The sequence below is a fragment of the Rhodococcus sp. G6(2025) genome, assembly GCF_058628105.1.
In genome coordinates this window covers 2603434-2625192 of sequence record NZ_CP179750.1, presented here as the reverse complement: position 1 = coordinate 2625192, position 21759 = coordinate 2603434, and the positions used below count along the sequence as shown (strand labels likewise).

At 67.8% G+C, this 21759-nt stretch carries 20 protein-coding genes; 12 read left to right on the top strand and 8 right to left on the bottom strand.

Annotated elements, in window-relative coordinates:
• Positions 1–63: 63 nt before the first annotated feature.
• Positions 64–3840: a multifunctional oxoglutarate decarboxylase/oxoglutarate dehydrogenase thiamine pyrophosphate-binding subunit/dihydrolipoyllysine-residue succinyltransferase subunit gene (locus ACLIVD_RS11925; protein WP_280783523.1), complete on the top strand. Its 3777-nt coding sequence runs from the start codon at positions 64–66 to the stop codon at positions 3838–3840.
• A gap of 4 nt (positions 3841–3844) precedes the next feature.
• Positions 3845–4561, top strand: a complete 717-nt coding sequence (locus ACLIVD_RS11920; protein WP_283332906.1) for an AAA family ATPase — start codon at positions 3845–3847, stop codon at positions 4559–4561.
• Here the strand turns inward: ACLIVD_RS11920 and ACLIVD_RS11915 are convergent.
• The gene (locus ACLIVD_RS11915) at positions 4558–5529 is read right to left on the bottom strand and encodes a hypothetical protein (RefSeq protein WP_283332905.1); all 972 of its coding nucleotides are present in this window, start codon (positions 5527–5529) and stop codon (positions 4558–4560) included. The two genes, ACLIVD_RS11920 and ACLIVD_RS11915, sit on opposite strands and share 4 nt — an antisense overlap.
• A gap of 102 nt (positions 5530–5631) precedes the next feature.
• Positions 5632–6270, bottom strand: a complete 639-nt coding sequence (locus ACLIVD_RS11910) for a TetR/AcrR family transcriptional regulator (protein ID WP_283332904.1) — start codon at positions 6268–6270, stop codon at positions 5632–5634.
• A gap of 70 nt (positions 6271–6340) precedes the next feature.
• On the opposite strand from ACLIVD_RS11910, the gene ACLIVD_RS11905 reads away from it, so the two are divergent.
• Genes ACLIVD_RS11905 through ACLIVD_RS11895 form a run of 3 tightly spaced genes read left to right on the top strand, consistent with a single transcriptional unit; the run spans position 6341 to position 9697 of the window.
• On the top strand, positions 6341–7942 hold the full coding sequence (locus tag ACLIVD_RS11905) for a flavin-containing monooxygenase (protein WP_283332903.1): 1602 nt from the start codon (positions 6341–6343) through the stop codon (positions 7940–7942).
• Positions 7939–8769, top strand: a complete 831-nt coding sequence (locus ACLIVD_RS11900; RefSeq protein WP_283332902.1) for an SDR family NAD(P)-dependent oxidoreductase — start codon at positions 7939–7941, stop codon at positions 8767–8769. Before ACLIVD_RS11905 ends, ACLIVD_RS11900 begins: the two co-directional genes overlap by 4 nt.
• Before the next feature lie 7 nt (positions 8770–8776).
• A complete protein-coding gene (locus tag ACLIVD_RS11895) occupies positions 8777–9697 on the top strand; it encodes an alpha/beta hydrolase (protein WP_283332901.1) in 921 nt (306 codons plus the stop codon).
• Here ACLIVD_RS11895 and ACLIVD_RS11890 read toward each other — a convergent pair.
• Positions 9656–10597 (bottom strand): ABC transporter substrate-binding protein, encoded by a 942-nt coding sequence (locus ACLIVD_RS11890; protein ID WP_283332900.1) that lies wholly within the window; start codon positions 10595–10597, stop codon positions 9656–9658. The two genes, ACLIVD_RS11895 and ACLIVD_RS11890, sit on opposite strands and share 42 nt — an antisense overlap.
• 143 nt (positions 10598–10740) lie before the next feature.
• Here ACLIVD_RS11890 and ACLIVD_RS11885 point away from each other — a divergent pair, with 143 nt between their 5' ends.
• The 4 genes from ACLIVD_RS11885 to ACLIVD_RS11870 are packed head-to-tail and all read left to right on the top strand — an operon-like array spanning position 10741 to position 14284.
• Positions 10741–11715, top strand: coding sequence for an ABC transporter substrate-binding protein (locus ACLIVD_RS11885; RefSeq protein WP_283332899.1), 975 nt, complete (start codon positions 10741–10743; stop codon positions 11713–11715).
• A 10-nt stretch (positions 11716–11725) separates the two neighbouring features.
• Positions 11726–12883 (top strand): ABC transporter ATP-binding protein, encoded by a 1158-nt coding sequence (locus ACLIVD_RS11880; protein ID WP_283332898.1) that lies wholly within the window; start codon positions 11726–11728, stop codon positions 12881–12883.
• Positions 12884–12887: 4 nt separating this feature from the next.
• Entirely contained in the window at positions 12888–13586 is a 699-nt protein-coding gene (locus ACLIVD_RS11875) for an ABC transporter permease (protein WP_005239327.1), read from the top strand.
• A complete protein-coding gene (locus tag ACLIVD_RS11870) occupies positions 13583–14284 on the top strand; it encodes an ABC transporter permease (RefSeq protein ID WP_283332897.1) in 702 nt (233 codons plus the stop codon). The genes ACLIVD_RS11875 and ACLIVD_RS11870 overlap by 4 nt, the downstream gene beginning before the upstream one ends.
• A gap of 85 nt (positions 14285–14369) precedes the next feature.
• Here the strand turns inward: ACLIVD_RS11870 and ACLIVD_RS11865 are convergent, their stop codons facing one another.
• From ACLIVD_RS11865 to ACLIVD_RS11855, 3 genes are all read right to left on the bottom strand, one after another.
• Positions 14370–15563, bottom strand: a complete 1194-nt coding sequence (locus ACLIVD_RS11865) for an NAD(P)-dependent malic enzyme (protein ID WP_491932498.1) — start codon at positions 15561–15563, stop codon at positions 14370–14372.
• Between the two features lie 376 nt (positions 15564–15939).
• Positions 15940–16299 (bottom strand): hypothetical protein, encoded by a 360-nt coding sequence (locus tag ACLIVD_RS11860; RefSeq protein WP_283332895.1) that lies wholly within the window; start codon positions 16297–16299, stop codon positions 15940–15942.
• On the bottom strand, positions 16296–17150 hold the full coding sequence (locus ACLIVD_RS11855; RefSeq protein ID WP_105412761.1) for a PHP domain-containing protein: 855 nt from the start codon (positions 17148–17150) through the stop codon (positions 16296–16298). The genes ACLIVD_RS11860 and ACLIVD_RS11855 overlap by 4 nt, the downstream gene beginning before the upstream one ends.
• Before the next feature lie 147 nt (positions 17151–17297).
• On the opposite strand from ACLIVD_RS11855, the gene corA reads away from it, so the two are divergent.
• The gene (corA, locus tag ACLIVD_RS11850; RefSeq protein ID WP_280783512.1) at positions 17298–18389 is read left to right on the top strand and encodes a magnesium/cobalt transporter CorA; all 1092 of its coding nucleotides are present in this window, start codon (positions 17298–17300) and stop codon (positions 18387–18389) included.
• Here corA and ACLIVD_RS11845 read toward each other — a convergent pair.
• On the bottom strand, positions 18386–18973 hold the full coding sequence (locus ACLIVD_RS11845; protein WP_283332894.1) for a suppressor of fused domain protein: 588 nt from the start codon (positions 18971–18973) through the stop codon (positions 18386–18388). The two genes, corA and ACLIVD_RS11845, sit on opposite strands and share 4 nt — an antisense overlap.
• Before the next feature lie 65 nt (positions 18974–19038).
• Here ACLIVD_RS11845 and ACLIVD_RS11840 point away from each other — a divergent pair, with 65 nt between their 5' ends.
• The gene (locus ACLIVD_RS11840; protein WP_005264659.1) at positions 19039–19734 is read left to right on the top strand and encodes a metallophosphoesterase family protein; all 696 of its coding nucleotides are present in this window, start codon (positions 19039–19041) and stop codon (positions 19732–19734) included.
• Positions 19724–20590: a hypothetical protein gene (locus ACLIVD_RS11835; RefSeq protein ID WP_005264657.1), complete on the top strand. Its 867-nt coding sequence runs from the start codon at positions 19724–19726 to the stop codon at positions 20588–20590. The genes ACLIVD_RS11840 and ACLIVD_RS11835 overlap by 11 nt, the downstream gene beginning before the upstream one ends.
• On the opposite strand, the gene ACLIVD_RS11830 is transcribed toward ACLIVD_RS11835, so the two are convergent.
• Positions 20580–21686 carry a winged helix DNA-binding domain-containing protein gene (locus tag ACLIVD_RS11830; protein ID WP_280783510.1) on the bottom strand — a complete coding sequence of 369 codons (1107 nt, stop codon included), beginning with the start codon at positions 21684–21686 and terminating at the stop codon, positions 20580–20582. The two genes, ACLIVD_RS11835 and ACLIVD_RS11830, sit on opposite strands and share 11 nt — an antisense overlap.
• Positions 21687–21759 lie beyond the last annotated feature (73 nt).

Here is a 21759-nt window from a genome sequence, read left to right as displayed (position 1 = left end):
CTAGTCTCATGTATATAGGCGCTCTGATCGGGTACCGAAATAGAAACGAGGCGAACACCTGCCGTGAGCAGCAGCTCTACATCCCAGTTCGGACAGAACCAGTGGTTGGTTGACGAGATGTACCAGCGTTTCCAGGACGATCCGTCGTCCGTGGACGCGAGTTGGCACGAATTCCTGACGGATTACTCTCCCGACGCCGCCGCCAAGGCAGGCGCAGCCAACGGACACGGCACGAACGGCACCACCACCGCCGCACCTGCTGCCGCTCCCTCCGCCAAGGCGTCGACTCCCCCGGTTCCCGAGTCCGAGACCGCACCCAAGCCTCAGACCAAGACGGCCAACGGCGCCGCGCCCAAGACTGCACCCAACGGTGCAGCTCCGAAGGCTGCTGCCCCGAAGACCGAGGCCCCCAAGAAGGCCGCACCCGCGAAGGAGACCGCGGCGAAGGACGCGAAGGCGTCCGCTCCCGCTCCTGCGGTAGAAGAGTCGAAGGTTCTCCGCGGCGCAGCTGCTGCCGTCGCCAAGAACATGTCGGCCTCGCTGGCCATTCCGACCGCCACCAGCGTTCGCGCCATCCCTGCGAAGCTGATGTTCGACAACCGGATCGTCATCAACAACCACCTCGCCCGTACCCGCGGCGGCAAGATCTCGTTCACGCACCTGCTGGGTTACGCGATCGTGCAGGCGGTCAAGGCGTTCCCGAACATGAACCGGCACTTCGCCGAGATCGACGGCAAGCCCAACGCGGTCACCCCCGCACACACCAACCTCGGTCTGGCCATCGACCTGCCGGGCAAGGACGGCAGCCGGTCCCTCGTCGTCGCCGCGATCAAGAACACCGACACCCACAACTTCACGCAGTTCTACAGCGCCTACGAGGACATCGTCCGGCGCGCGCGTGACGGCAAGCTCACCGCCGAGGACTTCTCGGGTGTCACGATCTCGCTGACCAACCCCGGCGGCATCGGCACCGTGCACTCCGTGCCGCGTCTGATGAACGGCCAGGGCGCCATCATCGGTGCCGGCGCGATGGAATACCCCGCCGAGTTCCAGGGCGCGAGCGACGAGCGTCTGGCCGAGATCGGCGTCGGCAAGCTCATGACGCTGACCTCGACGTACGACCACCGCATCATCCAGGGTGCCGAGTCCGGCGACTTCCTCCGGACCATCCACAACCTGCTGATCAGCGACGAGTTCTACGACGAGATCTTCCACGCGCTGCACATCCCGTACGAGCCGGTCCGCTGGCGCAAGGACGTGCCCGAAGGCGCCGTCGACAAGAACACCCGTGTTCTCGAGCTGATCGCCGCGTACCGCAACCGTGGCCACCTGATGGCCGATACGGATCCGCTGCAGTTCGTCAAGGACAAGTTCCGCAGCCACCCGGACCTGGACGTCCGCACGCACGACCTGACCCTGTGGGATCTCGACCGCGAGTTCAAGGTCGGCGGCTTCCACGGCCAGGAGAAGATGAAGCTGCGCGACGTGCTCAGCGTGCTGCGCGACGCGTACTGCCGCCACGTCGGTGTCGAGTACACGCACATCCTGGAGCCGGAGCAGCAGCAGTGGCTGCAGGACCGGGTCGAGGCGCACCACGTCAAGCCCACGGTCGCTCAGCAGAAGTACATCCTGAGCAAGCTCAACGCCGCCGAGGCGTTCGAGACGTTCCTGCAGACCAAGTACGTCGGGCAGAAGCGCTTCTCCCTCGAGGGCGCCGAGTCCGTCATCCCCATGATGGACGCCGTCATCGACCAGGCCGCCGAGCACCAGCTCGACGAGGTCGTCATCGGCATGCCGCACCGTGGTCGCCTCAACGTTCTCGCGAACATCGTCGGCAAGCCGTACTCGAAGATCTTCACGGAGTTCGAGGGCAACATGAACCCGGCGGCCGCGCACGGCTCCGGCGACGTGAAGTACCACCTCGGCGCCGAGGGCACGTACATCCAGATGTTCGGCGACAACGACATCACGGTGTCGCTGACGGCCAACCCGTCGCACCTCGAGGCGGTCGACCCGGTCCTCGAGGGCCTGGTCCGCGCGAAGCAGGACATCCTCGACAAGGGTGAGGACGGCTTCACCGTCCTGCCGCTCATGTTGCACGGCGACGCCGCGTTCGCCGGTCAGGGTGTCGTGGCCGAGACGTTGAACCTGGCACTGCTGCGCGGGTACCGCACCGGCGGCACCGTGCACATCGTGGTCAACAACCAGGTCGGTTTCACCACCGCCCCGGAGTACTCGCGTTCGTCCGAGTACTGCACCGATGTCGCGAAGATGATCGGCGCGCCGATCTTCCACGTGAACGGCGACGACCCCGAGGCCTGCGTCTGGGTCGCTCAGCTCGCTGTCGACTTCCGGGAGAAGTTCCAGAAGGACGTCGTCATCGACATGATCTGCTACCGCCGTCGCGGTCACAACGAGGGCGACGACCCGTCGATGACGCAGCCGGCGATGTACGACGTGATCGACACCAAGCGCAGCGTGCGTAAGAGCTACACCGAATCCCTGATCGGCCGCGGCGACATCTCGCTGAAGGAAGCCGAAGACGCACTCCGCGACTACCAGGGCCAGCTGGAACGGGTGTTCAACGAGGTTCGCGAACTCGAGAAGTACACGCCGGAGCCCAGTGAGTCGGTCGAGCTCGACCAGGTGCTGCCCACGAAGTTGAAGACGTCCGTCGACGAGTCGGTGCTCGAGCGGATCGGCGACGCGTTCGTCAACGTGCCCGAGGGCTTCACCGTGCACCCGCGCGTCAAGCCGGTCATCGAGAAGCGCCGCGAAATGTCCCGCGAGGGCAAGATCGACTGGGCGTTCGCCGAGCTGCTCGCATTCGGTTCGCTGGTCGACCAGGGCAAGATGGTTCGCCTGTCCGGCCAGGATTCCAAGCGCGGCACGTTCACGCAGCGTCACTCGGTCCTCATCGACCGCAAGACGGGCGCCGAGTACACCCCGCTGCAGAACCTGGGCAGCGAGAACCCCGGCAAGTTCCTCGTCTACGACTCCGCACTCAGCGAGTTCGCCGCCGTCGGCTTCGAGTACGGCTACTCCGTGGGCAACCCGGACGCGCTGGTGCTGTGGGAGGCGCAGTTCGGTGACTTCGTCAACGGCGCGCAGTCCATCATCGACGAGTTCATCTCGTCCGGTGAGGCCAAGTGGGGTCAGCTGTCCGACGTCGTGCTGCTGCTGCCGCACGGCCACGAAGGTCAGGGTCCCGACCACACGTCCGGTCGTATCGAGCGCTTCCTGCAGTTGTGCGCCGAGGGTTCGATGACCGTGGCGGTGCCGTCCACCCCGGCCAGCTACTTCCACCTGCTGCGTCGTCACTCGCTCGACGGAATCCGCCGCCCGCTGGTCGTCTTCACACCGAAGTCGATGCTGCGGAACAAGGCCGCGGTCTCCGACGTCGAGGACTTCACCACCGGCAAGTTCCGCTCGGTGTTCGAGGAGCCCACGTACGAGACGGGCGACGCCGAACGCGACAAGGTGCGTCGTGTCCTCCTCGTCAGCGGCAAGCTGTACTGGGAGCTGCTGGCGAAGAAGCAGAAGGACAACCGCGAGGACATCGCGATCGTCCGCATCGAGCAGCTGTACCCGGTTCCGAGTCGTCGTCTCCGCGAGACGCTGGACCGCTACCCGAACGCCACCGAGTTCCGGTGGGTTCAGGAGGAGCCGGCCAACCAGGGTGCGTGGCCGTTCTTCGGTCTCGCTCTGCCCGAGTTGCTGCCCGACAAGCTGTCCGGGATCAAGCGCATCTCGCGTCGTTCGATGTCGGCACCGTCCTCGGGTTCGAGCAAGGTGCACGCTGTGGAACAGCAGGAGATCATCGACGAAGCGTTCAGCTGAGCGTTTGACTGATCTGCCACTGAGCCGGGTCGAGTTCACTCCACGGAGCGGATTCGACCCGGCTTCGTGGTATCTGGACCTGCCCTCGGTGACGGAACTGTGCGACAACGGGCTGGCATTCGAGCGGCCGGTCACGGTGATCGTGGGTGAGAACGGTGTCGGGAAGTCGACGCTGGTCGAGTCGATCGCCGCGGCCTGGCAGGGTGGGTTCCGCGGGGCGCAGGACCGGTTGTGGTCGGCGGGTTCCAGCCCCGAGGACGCGGATCTCGGCACTCACCTCACGTGTGTCGGCGCCCGGCCGCAGCCGTACGGCGGGTGTTTCCTGCGTGCCGAGTCGATGCATTCGCTGTTCGGTGCGGCCGACGAGTCACGTCCCCGCGAGGACGATCTGTCGTTCAATCAGCTCTCGCACGGCCAGTCGTTCCTGCGGTACGTCGCCGACCGTCCGATCGGGGTGGGCCTGTGGATTCTGGACGAGCCGGAGGCCGCGCTGTCGTTCCAGTCCTGCCTGGCGCTGCTCGGGGTCATCTCGGATCTCGCCGAGGAGGGCTCGCAGGTGATCATGGCGACGCACTCTCCCCTCCTCTCCGCCGCGCCCGGCGCCGAGATCTGGGAACTCACCGACGAGGGCATCGACTACCCCGAGTGGAATCAGCTCGACCTCGTCCGCAACTGGCGGTCGTTCCTCGACGGACCCGACCGCTTCCTGCGGCATCTCTAGGCCGGTCCCGCCTGCTGTTCGGACTCCTCCGCCCGCGACCTCACGGCCCGGACGGCGAGGGCGGTGGCGGCGAGGAGTCCGCCGAGGGCGGCGAGGGTGAGCGCGTCGGGGTGGATCAGCGGCTGGCCGCGGAACGCCTGCCACGTGAGCAGGGCGAGTAGCCCGGCGTAGGCGAGCGCCAGCACGGCCATCAGGGAGGCTCGGGTTCCCTCGCTGCGGAGCCAGGGTATCCGCGACGCGAGGACGCTCAGGACGAGCGCGCCGATCAGCATCACCTGCAGGCCGTGCAGTCCGACGAAGTGCGGGATGCGGAGGTCGCCGCCGGACGTGCTCCAGTTGGTGACCGGCAGTCCCGGATTCTCGTCGGTGACGCCGACACTGTGCCGCGCGGCGAGTTCGACGACGCGGCCGTTCGCGTCGGTCGTGGTCTGCCGGCCCTGAAATCCCATGAGGTAGCCGAGTGCCATCCCGGCCACCGCCAGGAACAGGCCCGCATGGATGGCGCGGGTCAGGGGACGATCCCCCACGCGCTGGAACAGCAGTATCAGGGCGATCACGAGGTTCGCGACGAACAGTCCGGGGACACCGGTCATGAACACGTACTGGCCGATAGTGTTGACGGCGTCGTCGGACGTGTTGAAGTGGCTGAACGTTCCGCGCGCAGCCTGCACCGCGATGAATCCGACGTCGATGATGCCGGTCACGGCGAACACCGTCGCCATGGCCCGCGTCCATCGGCTGCCTCGGTGCGGGAGGGTCAGCATCCACGCCAGGGTGGCCCCGTAGAGCGCGAAGGAGACCGCGAACTTCAGCGGTTTGAGCCACACGGACACCCCGAGCACGGTCCGGTCGTCGACGAGGAGTCCGACGGCGCACACGAGTGCGAGGGCGGTCATCGCACCGACCATCACCGCCAGCGGCACCTGGCGGGACTCGACGATGCGGGAGCGGAGATCGAGGGTGGTCATGACGAGAACGCTAGGAACGTCGCATGCGTCGCCACGTCACGCCGGGGAATGAAACCGGTGTCACCCGCGGGTATTACGGGTGTACCCCGAGTACTAGGGGTGTCAGGTGGTGGTGGCCGACACCAGCGCGGCGGCGATCTCGGGTGCGGCGGCGATGGCGAGCGCGGGGAGGGCCTGGACGTTGAGTTCGATCAGTTCGTCGCGGGTCAGGTGTGGGTCGCGCAGCCAGGTGATCGTGACTTCCTCGACGTAGGCGATCCAGCCGCGGACGGCGAGTTCGACCGCCCGGGTGGGCTCGACACCGATCGCGGGCAGTTGTTCGAGGGTCCGTGCGGACATCACGGCCCGGGTCTCCTCGAAGACGGCGCGCATGTCCGGGTCGCCACTCGCCGTTCCCCGCAGGAGCGACACGTACGTGCCACGGTTCTCGCTGACGTAGTCGACGTACGACGCGAGCACCGAGCGCAGGATCTGCATCGGATCCCGCGCTTCCCCGACGTACGGGTCGGGGGCGGTGCGGGCGAGCATCTCGCTGCTGGTGTGCCGGACGATCTCGAGGTGGAAGTCGTGCTTGGACGCGAAGTAGTGAAACAGGAGGCCGCGGGAGACACCCGCCTGATCGGCGATGTCCTCGACGGAGATCTGCTCGAGCGGGCGCTGCGCCAGCATCTTCGCACCGAGATCGATCAGTTGCGCGCGCCGTTGTTCGGGGCTGAGACGGGTCCGCTTCACGACGTCCATGAGACAAGACTACTGAATGAAGGTCAATAGGCTATTGACTGCCCCTCAATAGCGCCCTATGGTTTCTTACATGAGTCTCCCCGTCACAGATACTTCCGCCGCCACCGCAGGTGTCCGGCACATCGACACGCTGATCATCGGCAGCGGGTTCGCCGGCCTCGGCGCGGCGATCAAGCTGACCCAGGCAGGCAAGACCGACTTCCTCGTGCTCGAACGCGGCACCGACGTCGGTGGTACCTGGCGAGACAACACGTACCCGGGTGCGGCGTGCGATGTTCCCTCACATCTGTACTCCTACTCGTTCGCACTGAACCCGGAGTGGACCCGGTCGTTCTCGACGCAGCCGGAGATCCAGAAGTACATCCAGTCGGTGGCCGACAAGTACAAGGTGCGCGACAAGCACCTCTTCGGCTGTGACGTGCAGTCCGCCCACTGGAACGAGTCGACCACCCGCTGGGAGGTCACCACCACGAAGGGGAACTTCGTCGCGAAGGTCCTCGTCTCCGCGGTCGGCGCACTGTGCGAGCCGTCCCTCCCCGACATCAAGGGCATCGAAGGCTTCCAGGGCGAGATCTTCCACTCCGCCCGCTGGAACCACGACGCCGACCTGACGGGCAAGCGCGTCGCCGTCATCGGCACCGGCGCCTCGGCGATCCAGATCGTGCCCGCCATCGGCAAGAAGGTGTCGCACCTCGACGTGTACCAGCGCACGGCGCCGTGGATCCTGCCCCGCGCGGACCGCGAGTACACGAAGCTCGAGCACGCCGCGTTCAAGTACCTTCCCGGCTTCCAGAAGCTGTGCCGCACCGGTATCTACTGGATGCGCGAGAGCCAGGTCGTCGGACTCGCGAAGGCCCCGGTCTTCATGAAGCCGCTGCAGCTCGCGGCCGAGCGCCACCTGCGCCGCCAGATCAAGGACAAGGATCTGCGCAAGAAGGTCACGCCGAACTTCCAGATCGGCTGCAAGCGCATGCTGATCTCGAACAACTACTACCCCACCCTCGCGCAGGACAACGTCGACCTGGTGACCGACGGCATCGCCGAGGTCACGGCCGACTCGGTGGTCTCGAAGGACGGCACCGTCCGCGAGGTCGATGCCATCGTCGTCGCCACCGGCTTCCACGTCACCGACTCCCCCACGTTCGAGGGCATCTTCGGCAAGGACGGCCGCTCGCTCGCCGACGTCTTCGACGAGGGCGGCCAGCAGGGCTACAAGGGCGCGGCGATCGCGAACTTCCCCAACATGTTCTTCCTGGTGGGCCCGAACACGGGTCTGGGCCACACCTCGATGGTCTTCATGATCGAGTCGCAGCTCAACTACCTCGTCGACGCCCTTCAGACGCTCGACAAGTACGGCATCGGCAAGATCGAGGTCCGTCAGGACGCCCAGGACCGGTACAACGCCGAACTCCAGGAGAAGCTGTCGCACAGCGTCTGGAACAACGGTGGGTGCGCGAGCTGGTACCTCGACAAGCACGGCAACAACACCACGCTGTGGCCGGGCTTCACGTTCCAGTTCCGGAACGAGACGAAGCGCTTCGACCTCACCGCGTACGACAGCGTGGCCACCGCCGATCTGCCTGCACCCGTGCACGTGAACGGCAAGACCCCCGGCCCCTCCGCCATCCCGGCACAGATCGACCTCGACGACGACAAGGTGACAGCACAGTGAGCGAGTTCGCAGGCAAGGTAGTCGTGATCACCGGAGCCGGTTCCGGTATCGGCAGGGCGCTCGCCCTCAACCTGGCACGCCGGGGTGCCAGGTTGGCGATCTCGGACATGGACACGGTCGGGCTCGCCGAGACGGCACGCCAGGCCGAGGCGCTGGGCGCCGAGGTCAAGGCCGATCACCTGGACGTCACCCAGCGCGAAGCGGTGCTCGCGTACGCCGACGAGGTGCGGGCGCACTTCGGCAAGATCAACCAGGTGTACAACAACGCCGGCATCGCCTACCACGGTGAGTTCGAGAAGTCCGAGTTCAAGGACATCGAGAAGATCATGGACGTGGACTTCTGGGGAGTCGTCAACGGCACCAAGGCCTTCCTGCCGCATCTCATCGCGTCGGGCGACGGCCACGTCGTGAACGTCTCCAGCCTCTTCGGTCTGCTGTCCATGCCGGGTCAGAGCGCGTACAACTCGGCGAAGTTCGCGGTGCGCGGTTTCACCGAGTCGCTGCGCCAGGAGATGCTGATCGCCAAGCACCCCGTGAAGGTGACGTGTGTGCACCCCGGTGGCATCAAGACGGCCATTGCCCGCAACGCCACCGCGGGACCGGGTGAGGACCTCGACACGTTCGCGAAGTTCTTCGACCAGAAGCTTGCCCGCACCACGCCGGAGGCGGCTGCCGAGACCATCGTGAACGGAGTTCGCAAGAGCAAGCCGCGCGTCCTGATCGGCGCCGACGCCAAGTTCCTCGACGCCTGGGTGCGGCTCGTCGGACCGAGTTACCAGCGTGTGGTTGCCCTCGTCGCCGGACGAGTCCTCCCGAAGTCGAACTGAGGTACCGATGAGCTTCCACCTGCCGCTGCCGGTCGTCGCGACGGCCCTCCGGCCGTTCTACCGACTCAGCCTCAACGCCCGGCTTCCGTACACCGTGCAGCGGGCGCTCCTCGACCTCGGCGCTCCGTTGCAGCAGGTGCCCGCAGGTGCCGTCGTCCGCCCGACCTCGCTGGCCGGGCGGCCGGCGGAGCGAATCACGGTGGGACCCACCGAACGCCGGACCGCGGTGCTCTACCTGCACGGCGGGGCGTACACGATCGGTTCGCTCGCCACGCACCGTTCGCTGGCCGCTCACATCGCCAGGGAATCCGGCAGCGTCGTCTACACCCTCGACTACCGGCTGGCCCCGGAGCATCCGTTCCCGGCCGGGCTCGAGGACGCGGTCGCGGCGTACATGGAGCTGAACACCGAACACGGTTACGAGACAGAGCAACTCGCCATCGCGGGCGATTCGGCGGGCGGTGGCCTCACGGTCGCCACGGCGCGCCGCCTGATCGACCGGCACGGTGTGACTCCGGCCGCGTTGGCGCTGATCGCTCCGTGGGTCGATCCCGGCAGGCGTGACACGTCCCGGGACCGGGATCTCGTGGTCAACACGGCGTGGTCGTTCGACGCCGCCGAGAAGTACCTGGGCAACGGGGACGCACACGATCCGGGTTACGCACCGCTGCACGGAAATCTGGCGGGACTGCCGCCGACGCTGATCCATGTCGGGGTGGACGAGGTGCTCTACCCGCAGATCATGGAATTCGTCGACAAGCTGAACGAGTCGGATGTGGACGTCACGCTCACCGAGTACGCCCGGCTGTGGCACGTCGCCCACCTACAGGCGTCCCTGGTCCGCGAGGCCGCGGATGCGGTCGCCGAACTCGGGGCGTTCCTGGGTTCACAGATGAGCGTCGAGCCACACCCGCGCCACGTCGGCTGAATCGGCACCACCGCGGACCTGGCCGATCATGTCGGCCAGGTCCGCGGTCGTCAGCTCACCCGCCACGACGTTCAGTGCCTTCAGCTGGGCTTCGGTGAGAGTTCCGATCCGGAACAGCGGCACCACGTTCTGTGCGGTGAACACGTGCTCGTCGTCCGCCAGCAGCACCAGATCGGCGTCCGAGACGTCCGGTGACGCGGTGGTCACCCCGGCCACCCGCACGGCTCCGTCCGACGGTGCCGGAGCGGCGAGTTCGCCGACGGCGGCCGCGTCGTCGGCCACTGTCCGGATCTGCGCGAACGTGCAGCCGGTGAGGTCGGGAAGCGCGTCGGCCTCGAACGCCGGGGCCAGCACGGCTGTACTGGTGGTGCACGAGGGAACGAGTTCGTCCAGGGTGGTGAGATCCAGCTGCCCGGACGTCTGCGAGGTCACGGCCAGCGCCGACCTGTCCTCGGCGGCCGCGAAGTCGGAGATCGAAAGCCCCTGTGGCAGAGCCTTGCTCAACGCCTCGAACACCTCGTCCTGTTCCGTCTCCGTCGATTCGGGGTCGTAGTAGCGCAGCAACCGGCCCGTGAACTCCGGCACCAGGTTGACGTTTCCGGCATCGAGCTGTCCGAGGTACGTGGTCCGGTCGCCGAGTCCCCCGTCGGTGATGACCGACGCCCCAGTCGAACGCAGGGCACCGGCATAGATTTCGGCCAGGATCCGACTCTCCGCGCCGTCACCCGCACCCACCACGATCTCGCCCTGCCCTTGCCCCGCGGAACCGTCGAGGGTCGTGTCACCGCCTGCGCATCCCGACGCCGCCCCCGCGACCAGCAGCAGTGCGAACCCGGCGATCAGGGCCCGGGACCATGCCGCCGGGCGCTCGGCCGATCCGTCTGTCCGTGTGTGTGCCACGTCGCGCCTTTCGTTTACCTCGAGCTGGTCGAAAACCGTGCTCTGTCCGCCCCTATCGTTACACTGGCCAACCGATGGCGCGGACACGCGTCCACCGGCTTCCGTCGGCAGGTCCGGCGCCGGTGACAACGGGAAGGACGCTCATGCGCACCTCACGAATTCTGTCGGGCTTCGCCCGCCGCTCCGTTGGCAGTATCGCTCTCGCGACGGTCGCCGTCGTGTCGCTCGCGGCGTGCGGTGGCGGCGGATCCGACCCCCTGTCCGCCGGCGGCGACGGATCGGGTGACGACCCCAACACGATCATCGTGGGATCCGCGAACTTCCCCGAATCGGAGACGGTCGCGAACATCTACACCGAGGTCCTCCGCGCCAACGGGTTCGACGTGACGACGAAGTTCAACATCGGCAGCCGTGAGGCCTACATCCCTGCGCTCGAGGACGGGTCGATCGACGTCATCCCCGACTACACGGGCAACCTGCTGCAGTATCTCGACCCCGATTCGACGGCCACGAGCGCCGCCGACGTGGACGCCGCGCTGCCTGCCGCGCTGGGTTCGGAACTGACGATCACCACACCGGCCCCGGCCGAGGACAAGGACGCCGTCGTCGTCACGAAGGAGACGGCGCAGCGCTGGAACCTCACCTCCATCGCGGATCTCGCGGCGCACTCGAACGAGGTGAAGTTCGGTGCTCCCGCCGAATTCCAGGAACGTCCCGGTGGCCTGCCCGGCCTGAAGGCCAAGTACGGCCTCGACATCACAGCAGACAACTTCGTCCCGATCGCCGACGGCGGCGGTCCCGCCACGGTGGACGCCCTCGCGGCGGGACAGATCACGGCCGCCGACATCTTCACGACGTCCCCGGCGATCGCGCAGAACGGTTTCGTGGTGCTCGCGGATCCGCAGAACAACTTCGCGGCGCAGAACGTCGTGCCGGTGGTACGCGCCACCAAGTCCTCGGACAAGCTGACCCGGGCGCTCGACGCACTGTCGGCGAAGCTGACCACCGAAGAGCTTGTCGCGCTCAACGATTCCGTGTCGGGTGACGCGAAAACCGAGCCGGCGGCGGCCGCGAAGCAGTGGGTGACGGACCAGGGGCTCGACAAGCCGGTCTCGTGAGGAGCCTGCCGTGATCACATTCTCGGGAGTCACCAAGCAGTACCCGGACGGCACGACGGCGGTCGACAACCTCGACCTCGAGATCGACGCCGAATCGTTCACGGTCTTCGTCGGGCCCTCCGGCTGCGGCAAGACCACGTCGATGCGGATGATCAACCGGATGATCACCCCGACCGCGGGAACGATCACGGTCGACGGCCGCGACATCGCCCAAACCGACGCGGTGAAGCTCCGACTCGGCATCGGCTACGTCATCCAGAGCGCGGGACTGCTGCCGCACCGCACGGTGGTCGACAACGTCGCGACCGTGCCGGTGCTGCGCGGCGACTCACGACGCAACGCCCGCAAGGCCGCGTTGGCGGTGCTCGAACGCGTCGGACTCGATCCGGCGCTGGCATCCCGCTATCCCGGGCAGCTGTCCGGCGGGCAGCAGCAACGCGTCGGGGTCGCGCGGGCGCTGGCCGCCGACCCGCCGATCCTGCTGATGGACGAGCCGTTCAGCGCCGTCGATCCCGTTGTCCGCGAAGACCTGCAGGCCGAGATGCAGCGCCTGCAGGCCGAGATGCGCAAGACGATCGTGTTCGTCACCCACGACATCGACGAGGCCGTCAAGCTCGGCGACCGGGTGGCCGTCTTCGGGCCGGGTGGCCGGTTGCAGCAGTACGACGCGCCCGACACGGTGCTGTCCGCGCCGGCCACCGATTTCGTCGCCTCGTTCGTCGGACGCGACCGCGGGTACCGCGGGCTGTCGTTCCGGACGGCAGATCAGGTTCCGCTGCACACCATCCGGACGGCGACCGAGAAGGAGTTGCCCGGGCTCCGGCTCGAACAAGGTGAATGGGTCCTGGTCGTCACGGATGCGGGCGTTCCGCGGGGCTGGATCGACGTCACCGGCGTCGAGGGGGCGCGGGCCGGACGGCCCGTCTCCGAATGCACTGCGGCGGGCGGATCCCTCTTCTCCCCCGGTGCCGACCTGCGGCAGGCCCTGGACGCGGCCATCTCCTCGCCGTCGGGCATCGGAGTGGCCGTCGACGCCGACGGCACGGTCACCGGCGGCATCCTCGGCTCCGAGGTGATCGCGAAGCTGGCCGAGCAGCGGGCAGCCGAGGATCGCGCGCGGGGTGAGCACTACTTCACTGCCCCACCGGCGACCCCGGACGGGCCGTGATCCCATGCGATGGCTCATCGACAACTTCTCGGTCGTCGTCGACCTGACGAAGACCCATCTCTATCTCGCACTGGTTCCACTGCTGATCGGGTTACTCATCGCGGTCCCGGTCGGGACCGCGATCCGGGGTGCGTCCTGGCTGCGGAAGATCACGCTGATCGTCGCGGGCATCGCGTTCACGATCCCGTCGCTGGCGTTGTTCGTGACGATCCCCTCCGTCGTCGGACTGCAGATCCTGGACCCGCTCAATGTGGTGATCGCGCTGACGATCTACTCCACCGCTTTGCTCATCCGTGCCGTGCCCGAGGCCCTCGACTCCGTTCCCGCCGACGTCGTCGACTCCGCCACCGCGATGGGTTTCACCCGGCTCCGCCGGGCCCTGACCGTCGAATTGCCCCTCGCGCTACCCGTTCTCGTCGCGAACGTGCGAGTGGTGGCGGTGACCAACATCTCTCTGGTGTCGGTGGGTTCGCTGATCGGGATCGGCGGTCTCGGCACGCTGTTCACCCAGGGCTACCAGCGAGACTATCCGGACCAGATCCTCGCCGGGATCATCGCGATCGTCGTTCTGGCCCTCGCGTTCGACCTGCTGCTGTTCCTGGTCGGGCGGGCACTGACACCGTGGACCCGGCAGCAGAAGGTCCGGCGCACGCCGCTGGTCGCGGGACAGTCGGCGGCCCCGGCCGCAGGGGAGGCTTCGTGAACATCTTCGGCGGCGCATGGGAGTACATCGTCGATCCGGGAAACTGGTCGGGCAGCACCGGAATCGGCGCCCGCATCCTCGAGCACCTCTGGTACAGCTTCCTGGCGGTCGCACTGTCCGCGGTGGTCGCGGTGCCGATCGGTCTGATCATCGGGCATCTGCGCAAGGGTGACGTGGTCGTGGTCGGTCTCGTCAACGCGCTCCGGTCGCTGCCGACACTGGGTCTGCTGACGTTTCTGGTGCTGCTGCTCGGACTGGGACTGATCCCGCCGATCCTCGCCCTGGTGATCCTCGGAATCCCGCCGGTGCTCGCGGGCACGTACGCGGGTGTTGCGAACGTCGACCGGACGGTCGTGGACGCCGCCCGCGCGATGGGGATGACCGAGTGGCAGGTCCTCACGCGTGTCGAGGCCCCGAATGCGCTGCCGCTCATGCTCGGCGGGCTGCGCAACGCCACCCTGCAGATCATCGCGACTGCTACGGTTGCTGCGTATGTCAATCTCGGCGGCCTGGGCCGCTACATCTTCGACGGATTGGCCCTGCGCCAGTACGACCGGGTGCTTGTCGGTGCGCTGCTCGTGACGATCCTCGCTCTGGTCGTGGACGGCCTGCTCGCGCTGGCGGTGTGGGCGTCCGTTCCCGGGACCGGCCGCCTGCGCCGCAACCCGAGCGCCCAACAGATCGCCGAACGCGCGTAATAGCGAACACGTCACCCAACGGCAAACACCCCGACACCGGAACCGTGGGTGCGGGTTCCGGATCGGGGTGCTCGACGGATTCTCGCTAGTCGGTGACGCCTTCTGCACGGGCAGCGGCGGCGACTGCCTCCGCGACAGCGGGGGCGACGCGAGGATCGAGCGGGCTGGGAACGATCTTGTCTACAGCCAGCTCGTCACCGACGACCGAGAGGATTGCCTCGGCGGCGGCGAGCTTCATACCTTCGGTGATCCGGCGGGCACCGGCATCGAGCGCACCCCGGAACACCCCCGGGAAGGCCAGCACATTGTTGATCTGGTTCGGGAAGTCACTGCGCCCGGTGGCCACGATCGCCGCATGCTTGCGGGCGATGTCCGGGTGGATCTCCGGGTCCGGGTTCGACAACGCGAACACGATCGAATCCTGCGCCATCGTCGCGATCAGCTCCTCCGGCACGGTGCCCGCGGACACCCCGAGGAACACATCCGCGCCGTCGAGGGCTTCGGCGGTGCCGCCGCGGCGGCCGGCCGGGTTGGTGCGCGCGGCCAGATCGACCTTGACCTCGTTCAGGTCCTTGCGGTCGGCGGAGACGATGCCCTTCGAATCGAGCACCGTGACATCGGCGATCCCGGCGGCGAGCAGGATGTTCGCGCAGGCGACACCGGCGGCGCCGGCACCGGAGATGACGACCCGCAGCTGGTGGATGTCGCGGTCCTGGACCTTGACCGCACCCTTGAGGGCGGCCAGGACGACGATGGCGGTGCCGTGCTGGTCGTCGTGCATGACCGGGCAGTCCAGGGCCTCGATGACGCGCTGTTCGATTTCGAAGCAGCGCGGTGCGGAGATGTCCTCCAGGTTGACGGCCCCGAAGCTCGGGCGCAGCCGGATCAGGGTTTCGACGATCTCGTCGGGGTCCTTGGTGTCGAGGACCAGCGGGATCGAGTTCAGGCCCGCGAAGTTCTTGAACAGGGCGGACTTGCCCTCCATCACGGGAAGCGAGGCCCGCGGGCCGATGTCCCCGAGGCCGAGTACCGCGGAGCCGTCGGAGACGACGACCACCAGGCGGCTGGTCCAGGTGTACCGGTCGGCGAGGGTTTCGTCGGCGGCGATGGCGCGGGAGACCTGCGCGACGCCGGGCGTGTAGGCGATGGACAGGGCGCGCTGCGTATCGAGGGCGGTCGTGGTCTCAACCGAGAGCTTCCCCCCGATGTGGCCGGCGAAGATCTCCTCGTCGGTCAGCTCGACCTTCTGCGGTGTGGTGGGTTCGGACACGATGGACACGATGACACTCCTGCTAAGTCCAGGCTCACTCGGGGCCGGGTTACTGAGAAGTAACCGTGAGGATCGGCGCTGATCCTCACAGTTGCTCCACGAACGACAACTGAGGGTGAAGCTTCCGGGGTGCGCGATCACGATGGCCGCAGAACGTCCGAAGCGTCATGGCACGGGCGGGTGAGCCCTGGCAACACTGCCATAAACCCCCGCCGAAGGGCGGTGGCGCCGACGTCGGAGTGGTGCTAAGTCTGGCACGAATATCGATGCACAATCAAATTGCCACGACAGTCAGATGTCTCACGTTTTCTGGCCTCTACCTGTGAGAACAAGTTACCGATGGGTCACTGTGAGAGCCGGTTTCACATAACGGGCCGAGCGTCCGTCAACCCCACCACTGGGTAGCCAGCAGAAGCGCCGCCGCCGCGAGGACGGCGACGGATGCGACCATGGCGACGAGACCGTCGCGGCGGTCCGCAATCCGCTGCGCCACGATCACGAACACGGACGCGACCACGTGCGCGGTGATGGAGATCGTCCCCGGGCCGGGAAAGCCCCGGCCGCCGCCCACGTAGGCGGAGCCGATCACGACGAGGCAGAGGATCACCACGCCGGCGGCGACGGCCCCGCTGAGGGCGCGCAGCGCGCGGACGACGAGAGGGCTGCGTCGCGGTTCGGTGGCCGTCACCGTCCTCGGAAGGGTGGGACCGTAGGGGTCGTACCGCTCGAACTCGTGCGTGTTCATGCCGAGACCACCTGTACGCCGGATGCTTTCGAGACGAGGGTGTCGAATTCGTCGGCGTCCGTCGTGAACTCGCCGAGCCGGATGGCCTTGTTCGTGCCGTGATAGTCGGAGGAGCCGGTGACGACCAGACCGAGCTCGTCGGCCAGTTCCTGCAGAACCCGAGTGTCGTCCGACGAGTGGTCGGGGTGGTGCACCTCGAGCCCGTGCAAACCGGCTCCCGCCAGGTCGCGGACGTGATCGAGCGACAGCAGCCGTCCCCTCGTGCGGGCCCGTCCGTGGGCGAGGACGCTCACTCCCCCGGCCTCCGCCACCAGTTGCACGGCGTCGTCGAGGGGGGTATCGGACTTGTCGACGAAGTACCGGCCGCGCGGGGCCAGCAGATCCACGAACGCCTCACCGACGCTGCCGACCACACCGGCGCGCATCAGAGCCCTGGCCAGGTGTGGGCGTCCCGCCGCGGGTCCCGCTTCCGCGAGCACCTCGTCGGCGTCGATGGGCAGACCGTCCTCCATCATCAACTCCGCCATCGCGCGGATTCGCACGATCCGCTCGTTCCGCAACCGTTCCCGCTCGCGTGCGAACGCCGCGTGCGCGGGATCGAACAGGTAGGCGAGGAGATGCACCGCAACCGGGCGTCCGTCCTCACCGCGGCCCTCGCAGGACATCTCCATGCCCCGCACCAGCGCGAGCCCCGCAGGCAACGCCGCGACCGCCTCGGCCCACCCCGCGGTCGTGTCGTGATCGGTGATCGCCACGATGTCGAGTCCTGCTGCCCCCGCGGCGCGCACCAGGTCCGCCGGGCTGTCGGTTCCGTCGGAGGCCGTCGAATGGGTGTGGAGATCGATGAGCACCAGACCAGTCTGTCAGGTGTCGCGGCACGGGGTCCGAGCGTGCGGCCCGGAAGCCTGGCGTGTCGTGCGACGCCGCCGGTCCGGAGCGGGTGCTGACGTACGATTCACCAGCAGCGTTTCCGACTCGCCGGTGAAAGGGAGGGCCCCGTGCCGTCTGTGCCCTCGCTCCCCAAGCGTGGCAGCGACAAGGATCAGCGCAGCGGTGACAAGGACCCGGGCCCCAGGATCCGCATCCCGACCGCGCGCGCCATCGTCGACTGCGGTGTGTACGTCGACGGCACGAGGCTCCCCGGAAAATACACGCACCAGGCCGCGATGGCCGAGGTCCGCAAGCGGGGCCGAGGGTTCGTGTGGGTCGGGTTGCTCGCCCCCGACGAGGGGCAGATGGAAAGCGTGGCCGAGACGTTCGGGCTGCACGAGTTGATGGTCGAGGACGCCGTCCACGCCCACCAGCGGCCGAAGCTGGAACGCTACGACGACGTGCTGTTCCTGGTGTTGCGGACGGTCAACTACGTGCCTCACGAGTCGGTGGCGACGGCCAGCGAGATCGTGGAGACCGGCGAGATCATGGTGTTCGTGGGCGCCGACTTCGTCATCACCGTCCGGCACGGCGACCATTCCCCGCTCGCGAACGTCCGCCACGCGCTGGAGGCGAACCAGGAGCGCCTCGCCCTGGGCCCGTACGCGGTGCTGCACGCGGTCGCGGACCACGTGGTGGACACCTACCTCGAAGTCACCCAGGCCATCGAAGAGGACGTCGACGGCATGGAGGAGGCGGTGTTCAGCCCGCGCAGCAGCGTCGCGGTCGAACACATCTACCTCCTCAAGCGCGAGATCGTCGAACTCCGCAAATCGGTGAACCCGCTGTCCAACCCGCTGCTGCGGCTGACGCGGGCACCGGGCAATCCGGTGCCGAAGGAGATCCGCCGCTACTTCCGCGACGTCCTCGACCACCACACCACCGTCGCCGAGCGGATCGCCGAATACGACGAGGTCCTCAGCTCACTCGTCGACGCCGCCCTCGCCAAGATCGCCGTGCAGCAGAACACCGACATGCGCAAGATCTCGGCGTGGGTGGCCATCGCGGCCGTGCCGACGATGATCGCGGGCATCTACGGCATGAACTTCGACAACATGCCCGAATTGCATTGGCAGTACGGCTATCACGGCGTGGTATTCGTGATCGCATCGGTGACGGTGGCCCTGTTCGTCACGTTCCGCCGGAACCACTGGCTCTAGAGGGACGCGGCACCGCGGTACGGATCGCGGACGTCGATGCCCGCCTCCGTCCAGGCGTCGCGCAGTGCCCCGGCGCCGCGCAGCCGGACCCACGCCGCTTCGGTGCCGGTGAGCGGCACGACAGCGAGGAACCGCACGGCCTCCGCGGGTTCGGGCAGCGGGAGGTCCGGGACGGTCGATTCACCGAGCAGCACGGCGGTGAACGGTGCGTCCTTCCACAGCGGCTCCCCCAGGTCGAGCAGCGCGTCCTCGACGAGAACCACCCCTTCCACCGACGGCGCCGCCGCCAGGACCGCGAGGGTCCGCGCAACTCCCGATGCCACCCCGGCCCCACCGCGCAGGGTGAGGATCAGTTCGGCGCGGGGGCCACGGAGCGGGTCGGCCACCAGTTCGCCGGGGTCGCCCATCGGGTGCCGGGAGCACCCCAGGGTCACGTAGCGCACCAGCCCCTCTTCGTCGGGTGCGAACCGCAGCACGTCCAGCGGCTCGACGCCCAGGAACGTCACCGATGCCGCAGTCGGCTCCGGTCCCCCGATCTGCCCCAGCAGGTGCGCGCGAACGGAGGCCACAACGCTGTCAGTCACCCCGCAATCAAACCACCGAAGCCGCTCACCCGTCCTCCGGCCTCGCGAGCCGGTAGCGTCGGACCATGGTCTCGGTACTCGCAGTGTCCGACGAGACGATCGAGTCGCTGTGGAGTTCGCAGGTGCGTGCCATGGACGTCGACCTGATCCTCGGTGCGGGCGATCTCCCGTTCGACTACCTGGAATATCTGATCGACGCGCTCGACGCGCCGTGCGTCTTCGTGCCGGGCAACCACGACGCCGACCTGTCCGGCTACTCCGCGGGACGTGTCGGATGGATGCGGGCGGGTCTGCCCTCGGCGTGGCCGGGACCCTGCGGCGCGGTCAACGCGGACGGCCGGATCGTGCGGATCGCGGGCCTGCGCATCGCCGGTCTGGGTGGATCGATCCGCTACAACGACGGCCCCAACCAGTGGACCGAGCGGCAGCAGCGGCGGCGGGCGCGCAACCTGGCGCTGACGAGTGCGTGGCACGCGCGCCGCTCGGGTGTGTCCGGCGTCGACGTGCTGCTCACGCACAGCCCGCCGCGCGGAGTGGGCGACCAGGAGGATCCACCGCACCGGGGTTTCGAGTGCTTCGAGACCCTGGCGGGCAGGTTGCAGGCCCGCGTCATGATCCACGGGCACGTCCACCCGTACGGCCGGGCGGCCGAGGACCGCACACTCGGCGCGACGACGGTGATCAACACCGTGGGATTCACCCTGATGGAGTTGGCCCCGGGCGCCGACCCCACCATCGTCAGGCGCCGGCATGGCACGTGACACCGGATTCCCCGCCGCCGACGCGGAAAACGACTTCACCCGCCAGCGCCGCCGCGCCGAGTTGTCGCGGCTGGTCAGCTGGCTGCGCCGCGAACCGGACGACGTCAACGAGATCCTGCCGTTCGACGAGGTGGTCGCTGCCGTCGGCCGGGTCGGGGAACGGTCGCTCGGCCTGCAGGTGATCCCGGTCAACTCCATCGTCGGGAGCGTCGACCGGACCCGCGACTTCGACCGGTTCTTCCGGCCCACGTCCACCCGGGTGCGCGAGCGCTGGCAACGGCTGGCGGCCGCGCAGCGCCGGGGGGAGTCGGTGCCGCCGATCCAGGTGTATCGGATCGGGTCCATGCACTTCGTCAGCGACGGCCACCACCGCGTCTCCATCGCGTACGCGATGCACTGGAGCACGATCGACGCCTACGTCACCGAGATCCAGACCAAGATCTCCCCCGACGGGATCGCGCAGCGCGGCGACCTGGTCATCAAGGACCACCGCCGCCTGTTCCTCACCCGGGTGCCGCTCAGCGGGCCCCAGCGGGCGGCCGTGGTCGTCACCGATCCCTGGGAGTACGCCGAGATCAGCCAGAGCGTCGAGGCCTGGGGTTTCCGGCTCATGCAGGAGGTGGGCGAATTCCTCAGCCGTGAAACCGTGGCCCGGCGCTGGTTCGGTGAGGAGTTCCTGCCGGTGGTCCGGATGCTGCGGGCCGCGGAGATGCTGCCCGACCACACCGACGCCGAGGCCTACCTGTGGGTGGCGCGGGAGCGGTACCGCCTTGTGCGCCAGCATGTCTGGAACGACGAGATCATCGCCGAGCTCAGCCACCTCGCACCGCGCAGGCACAAACCGGCTAGCCCGTGAACCGCACGACACGCTCGGGCGCCTCGGGGTGCGCGAACTTCAACAGTCGCCTGCCCTCCGCCTCGATCGCGGTGCGATGCGTCTTCGCGATGGTCGCCAACGGCTCCACGTCGAGTACCGCACGGGACTTCTCGACCACCGTCGTGGTGAACGCCGCGACCCTGCCGTTCACCAGGACGGCAGGTTTGATGATGCCGTTCTGGGTGAAGACCTTCTTCCGCACGTCGTCGTCGAGGAGGCGTCCGCGGTCCGCGTGCGAGAGCAGCACGTTGTCGAACGGCGCGAGGATGCGGACGGGGGCGGGGGTGCCCGGGTCCGGCCGGGGTGCGTCGGGAAGGTCGAAGAGTTCCGGACCCGCTTCGCCCTGGAACACCCGGAGTTCCGGCCGCAGCCGGTCGAAGACCTCCCCGAGCCGCGTCAGCCCCGACCAGGCCTGGGCGTCCCGCGCGCTCGCCGGGCCGAACGCGGCGAGGTAGCGCAACAGCATCGTGTCGATGGACGGCGCGGCGGACAGTGGACGACCCACCCACGACTCCAGCGTCGACAGCGCCGGTTGCCCGGACCTGCCCCAGAGCCCGCGCGGTGGAACCTGGACCATCGGGACCAGTCCCCGCACCCCGTGGGCGAGCGCGGCCCCGTCACGGCCGGGGAACCGCTCCTCGAGCAGGGGCCGCATCTGCGACTGCGTGCGGGGTTCGTCGCGCACCAATTCACGTCCCGCGGCGGCGAGGGCGCCGAGGTCGATCCCGTCGAGACCGGACCGGTGCTGTGTGTTGGTGTGTAGGTCGCGGTCGAGCAGCGGTTGCGTGAGCGGACGGAACGAGAGCGCGTCCGTGGCCGACAGGGCGAAGACCGTGCCGCGCATCGCGACAATCCGCACCACCGCGCGGTTCTCGATGAGGTCCGACAGCGACTCGGCGCGGAATCGTGTCAACCGCGTCCACAGTGCGAAATACGGCGGGGCCGGAGCCTGGGCTTGCAGTCCGCAGAGGTGCTCGATCATGTCGAGGGCGGACGCGTCCGAACGGCTCAGCAGCGATTGCCGGGCCAGTGTGGCCCGGCCCAACGCTCGATTCGACATGCGTTGAGACCCCACCGTGAACCCCTTCGTTAGTTAGCCCCAGTACCGTATTTGATTACGCCGTTCACCGACCCCTACAGGAGGACCC

Bases quoted from the DNA above. Each gene is read 5' to 3' on its own strand.
- ACLIVD_RS11910 (WP_283332904.1), bottom strand. From the start codon at position 6,270: ATGGACGTCGTGAAGCGGACCCGTCTCAGCCCCGAACAACGGCGCGCG.
- ACLIVD_RS11885 (WP_283332899.1), top strand. From the start codon at position 10,741: ATGCGCACCTCACGAATTCTGTCGGGCTTCGCCCGCCGCTCCGTTGGC.
- ACLIVD_RS11860 (WP_283332895.1), bottom strand. From the start codon at position 16,299: ATGAACACGCACGAGTTCGAGCGGTACGACCCCTACGGTCCCACCCTT.
- ACLIVD_RS11905 (WP_283332903.1), top strand. From the start codon at position 6,341: ATGAGTCTCCCCGTCACAGATACTTCCGCCGCCACCGCAGGTGTCCGG.
- ACLIVD_RS11835 (WP_005264657.1), top strand. From the start codon at position 19,724: ATGGCACGTGACACCGGATTCCCCGCCGCCGACGCGGAAAACGACTTC.
- ACLIVD_RS11840 (WP_005264659.1), top strand. From the start codon at position 19,039: ATGGTCTCGGTACTCGCAGTGTCCGACGAGACGATCGAGTCGCTGTGG.
- ACLIVD_RS11895 (WP_283332901.1), top strand. From the start codon at position 8,777: ATGAGCTTCCACCTGCCGCTGCCGGTCGTCGCGACGGCCCTCCGGCCG.
- ACLIVD_RS11915 (WP_283332905.1), bottom strand. From the start codon at position 5,529: ATGACCACCCTCGATCTCCGCTCCCGCATCGTCGAGTCCCGCCAGGTG.
- ACLIVD_RS11875 (WP_005239327.1), top strand. From the start codon at position 12,888: ATGCGATGGCTCATCGACAACTTCTCGGTCGTCGTCGACCTGACGAAG.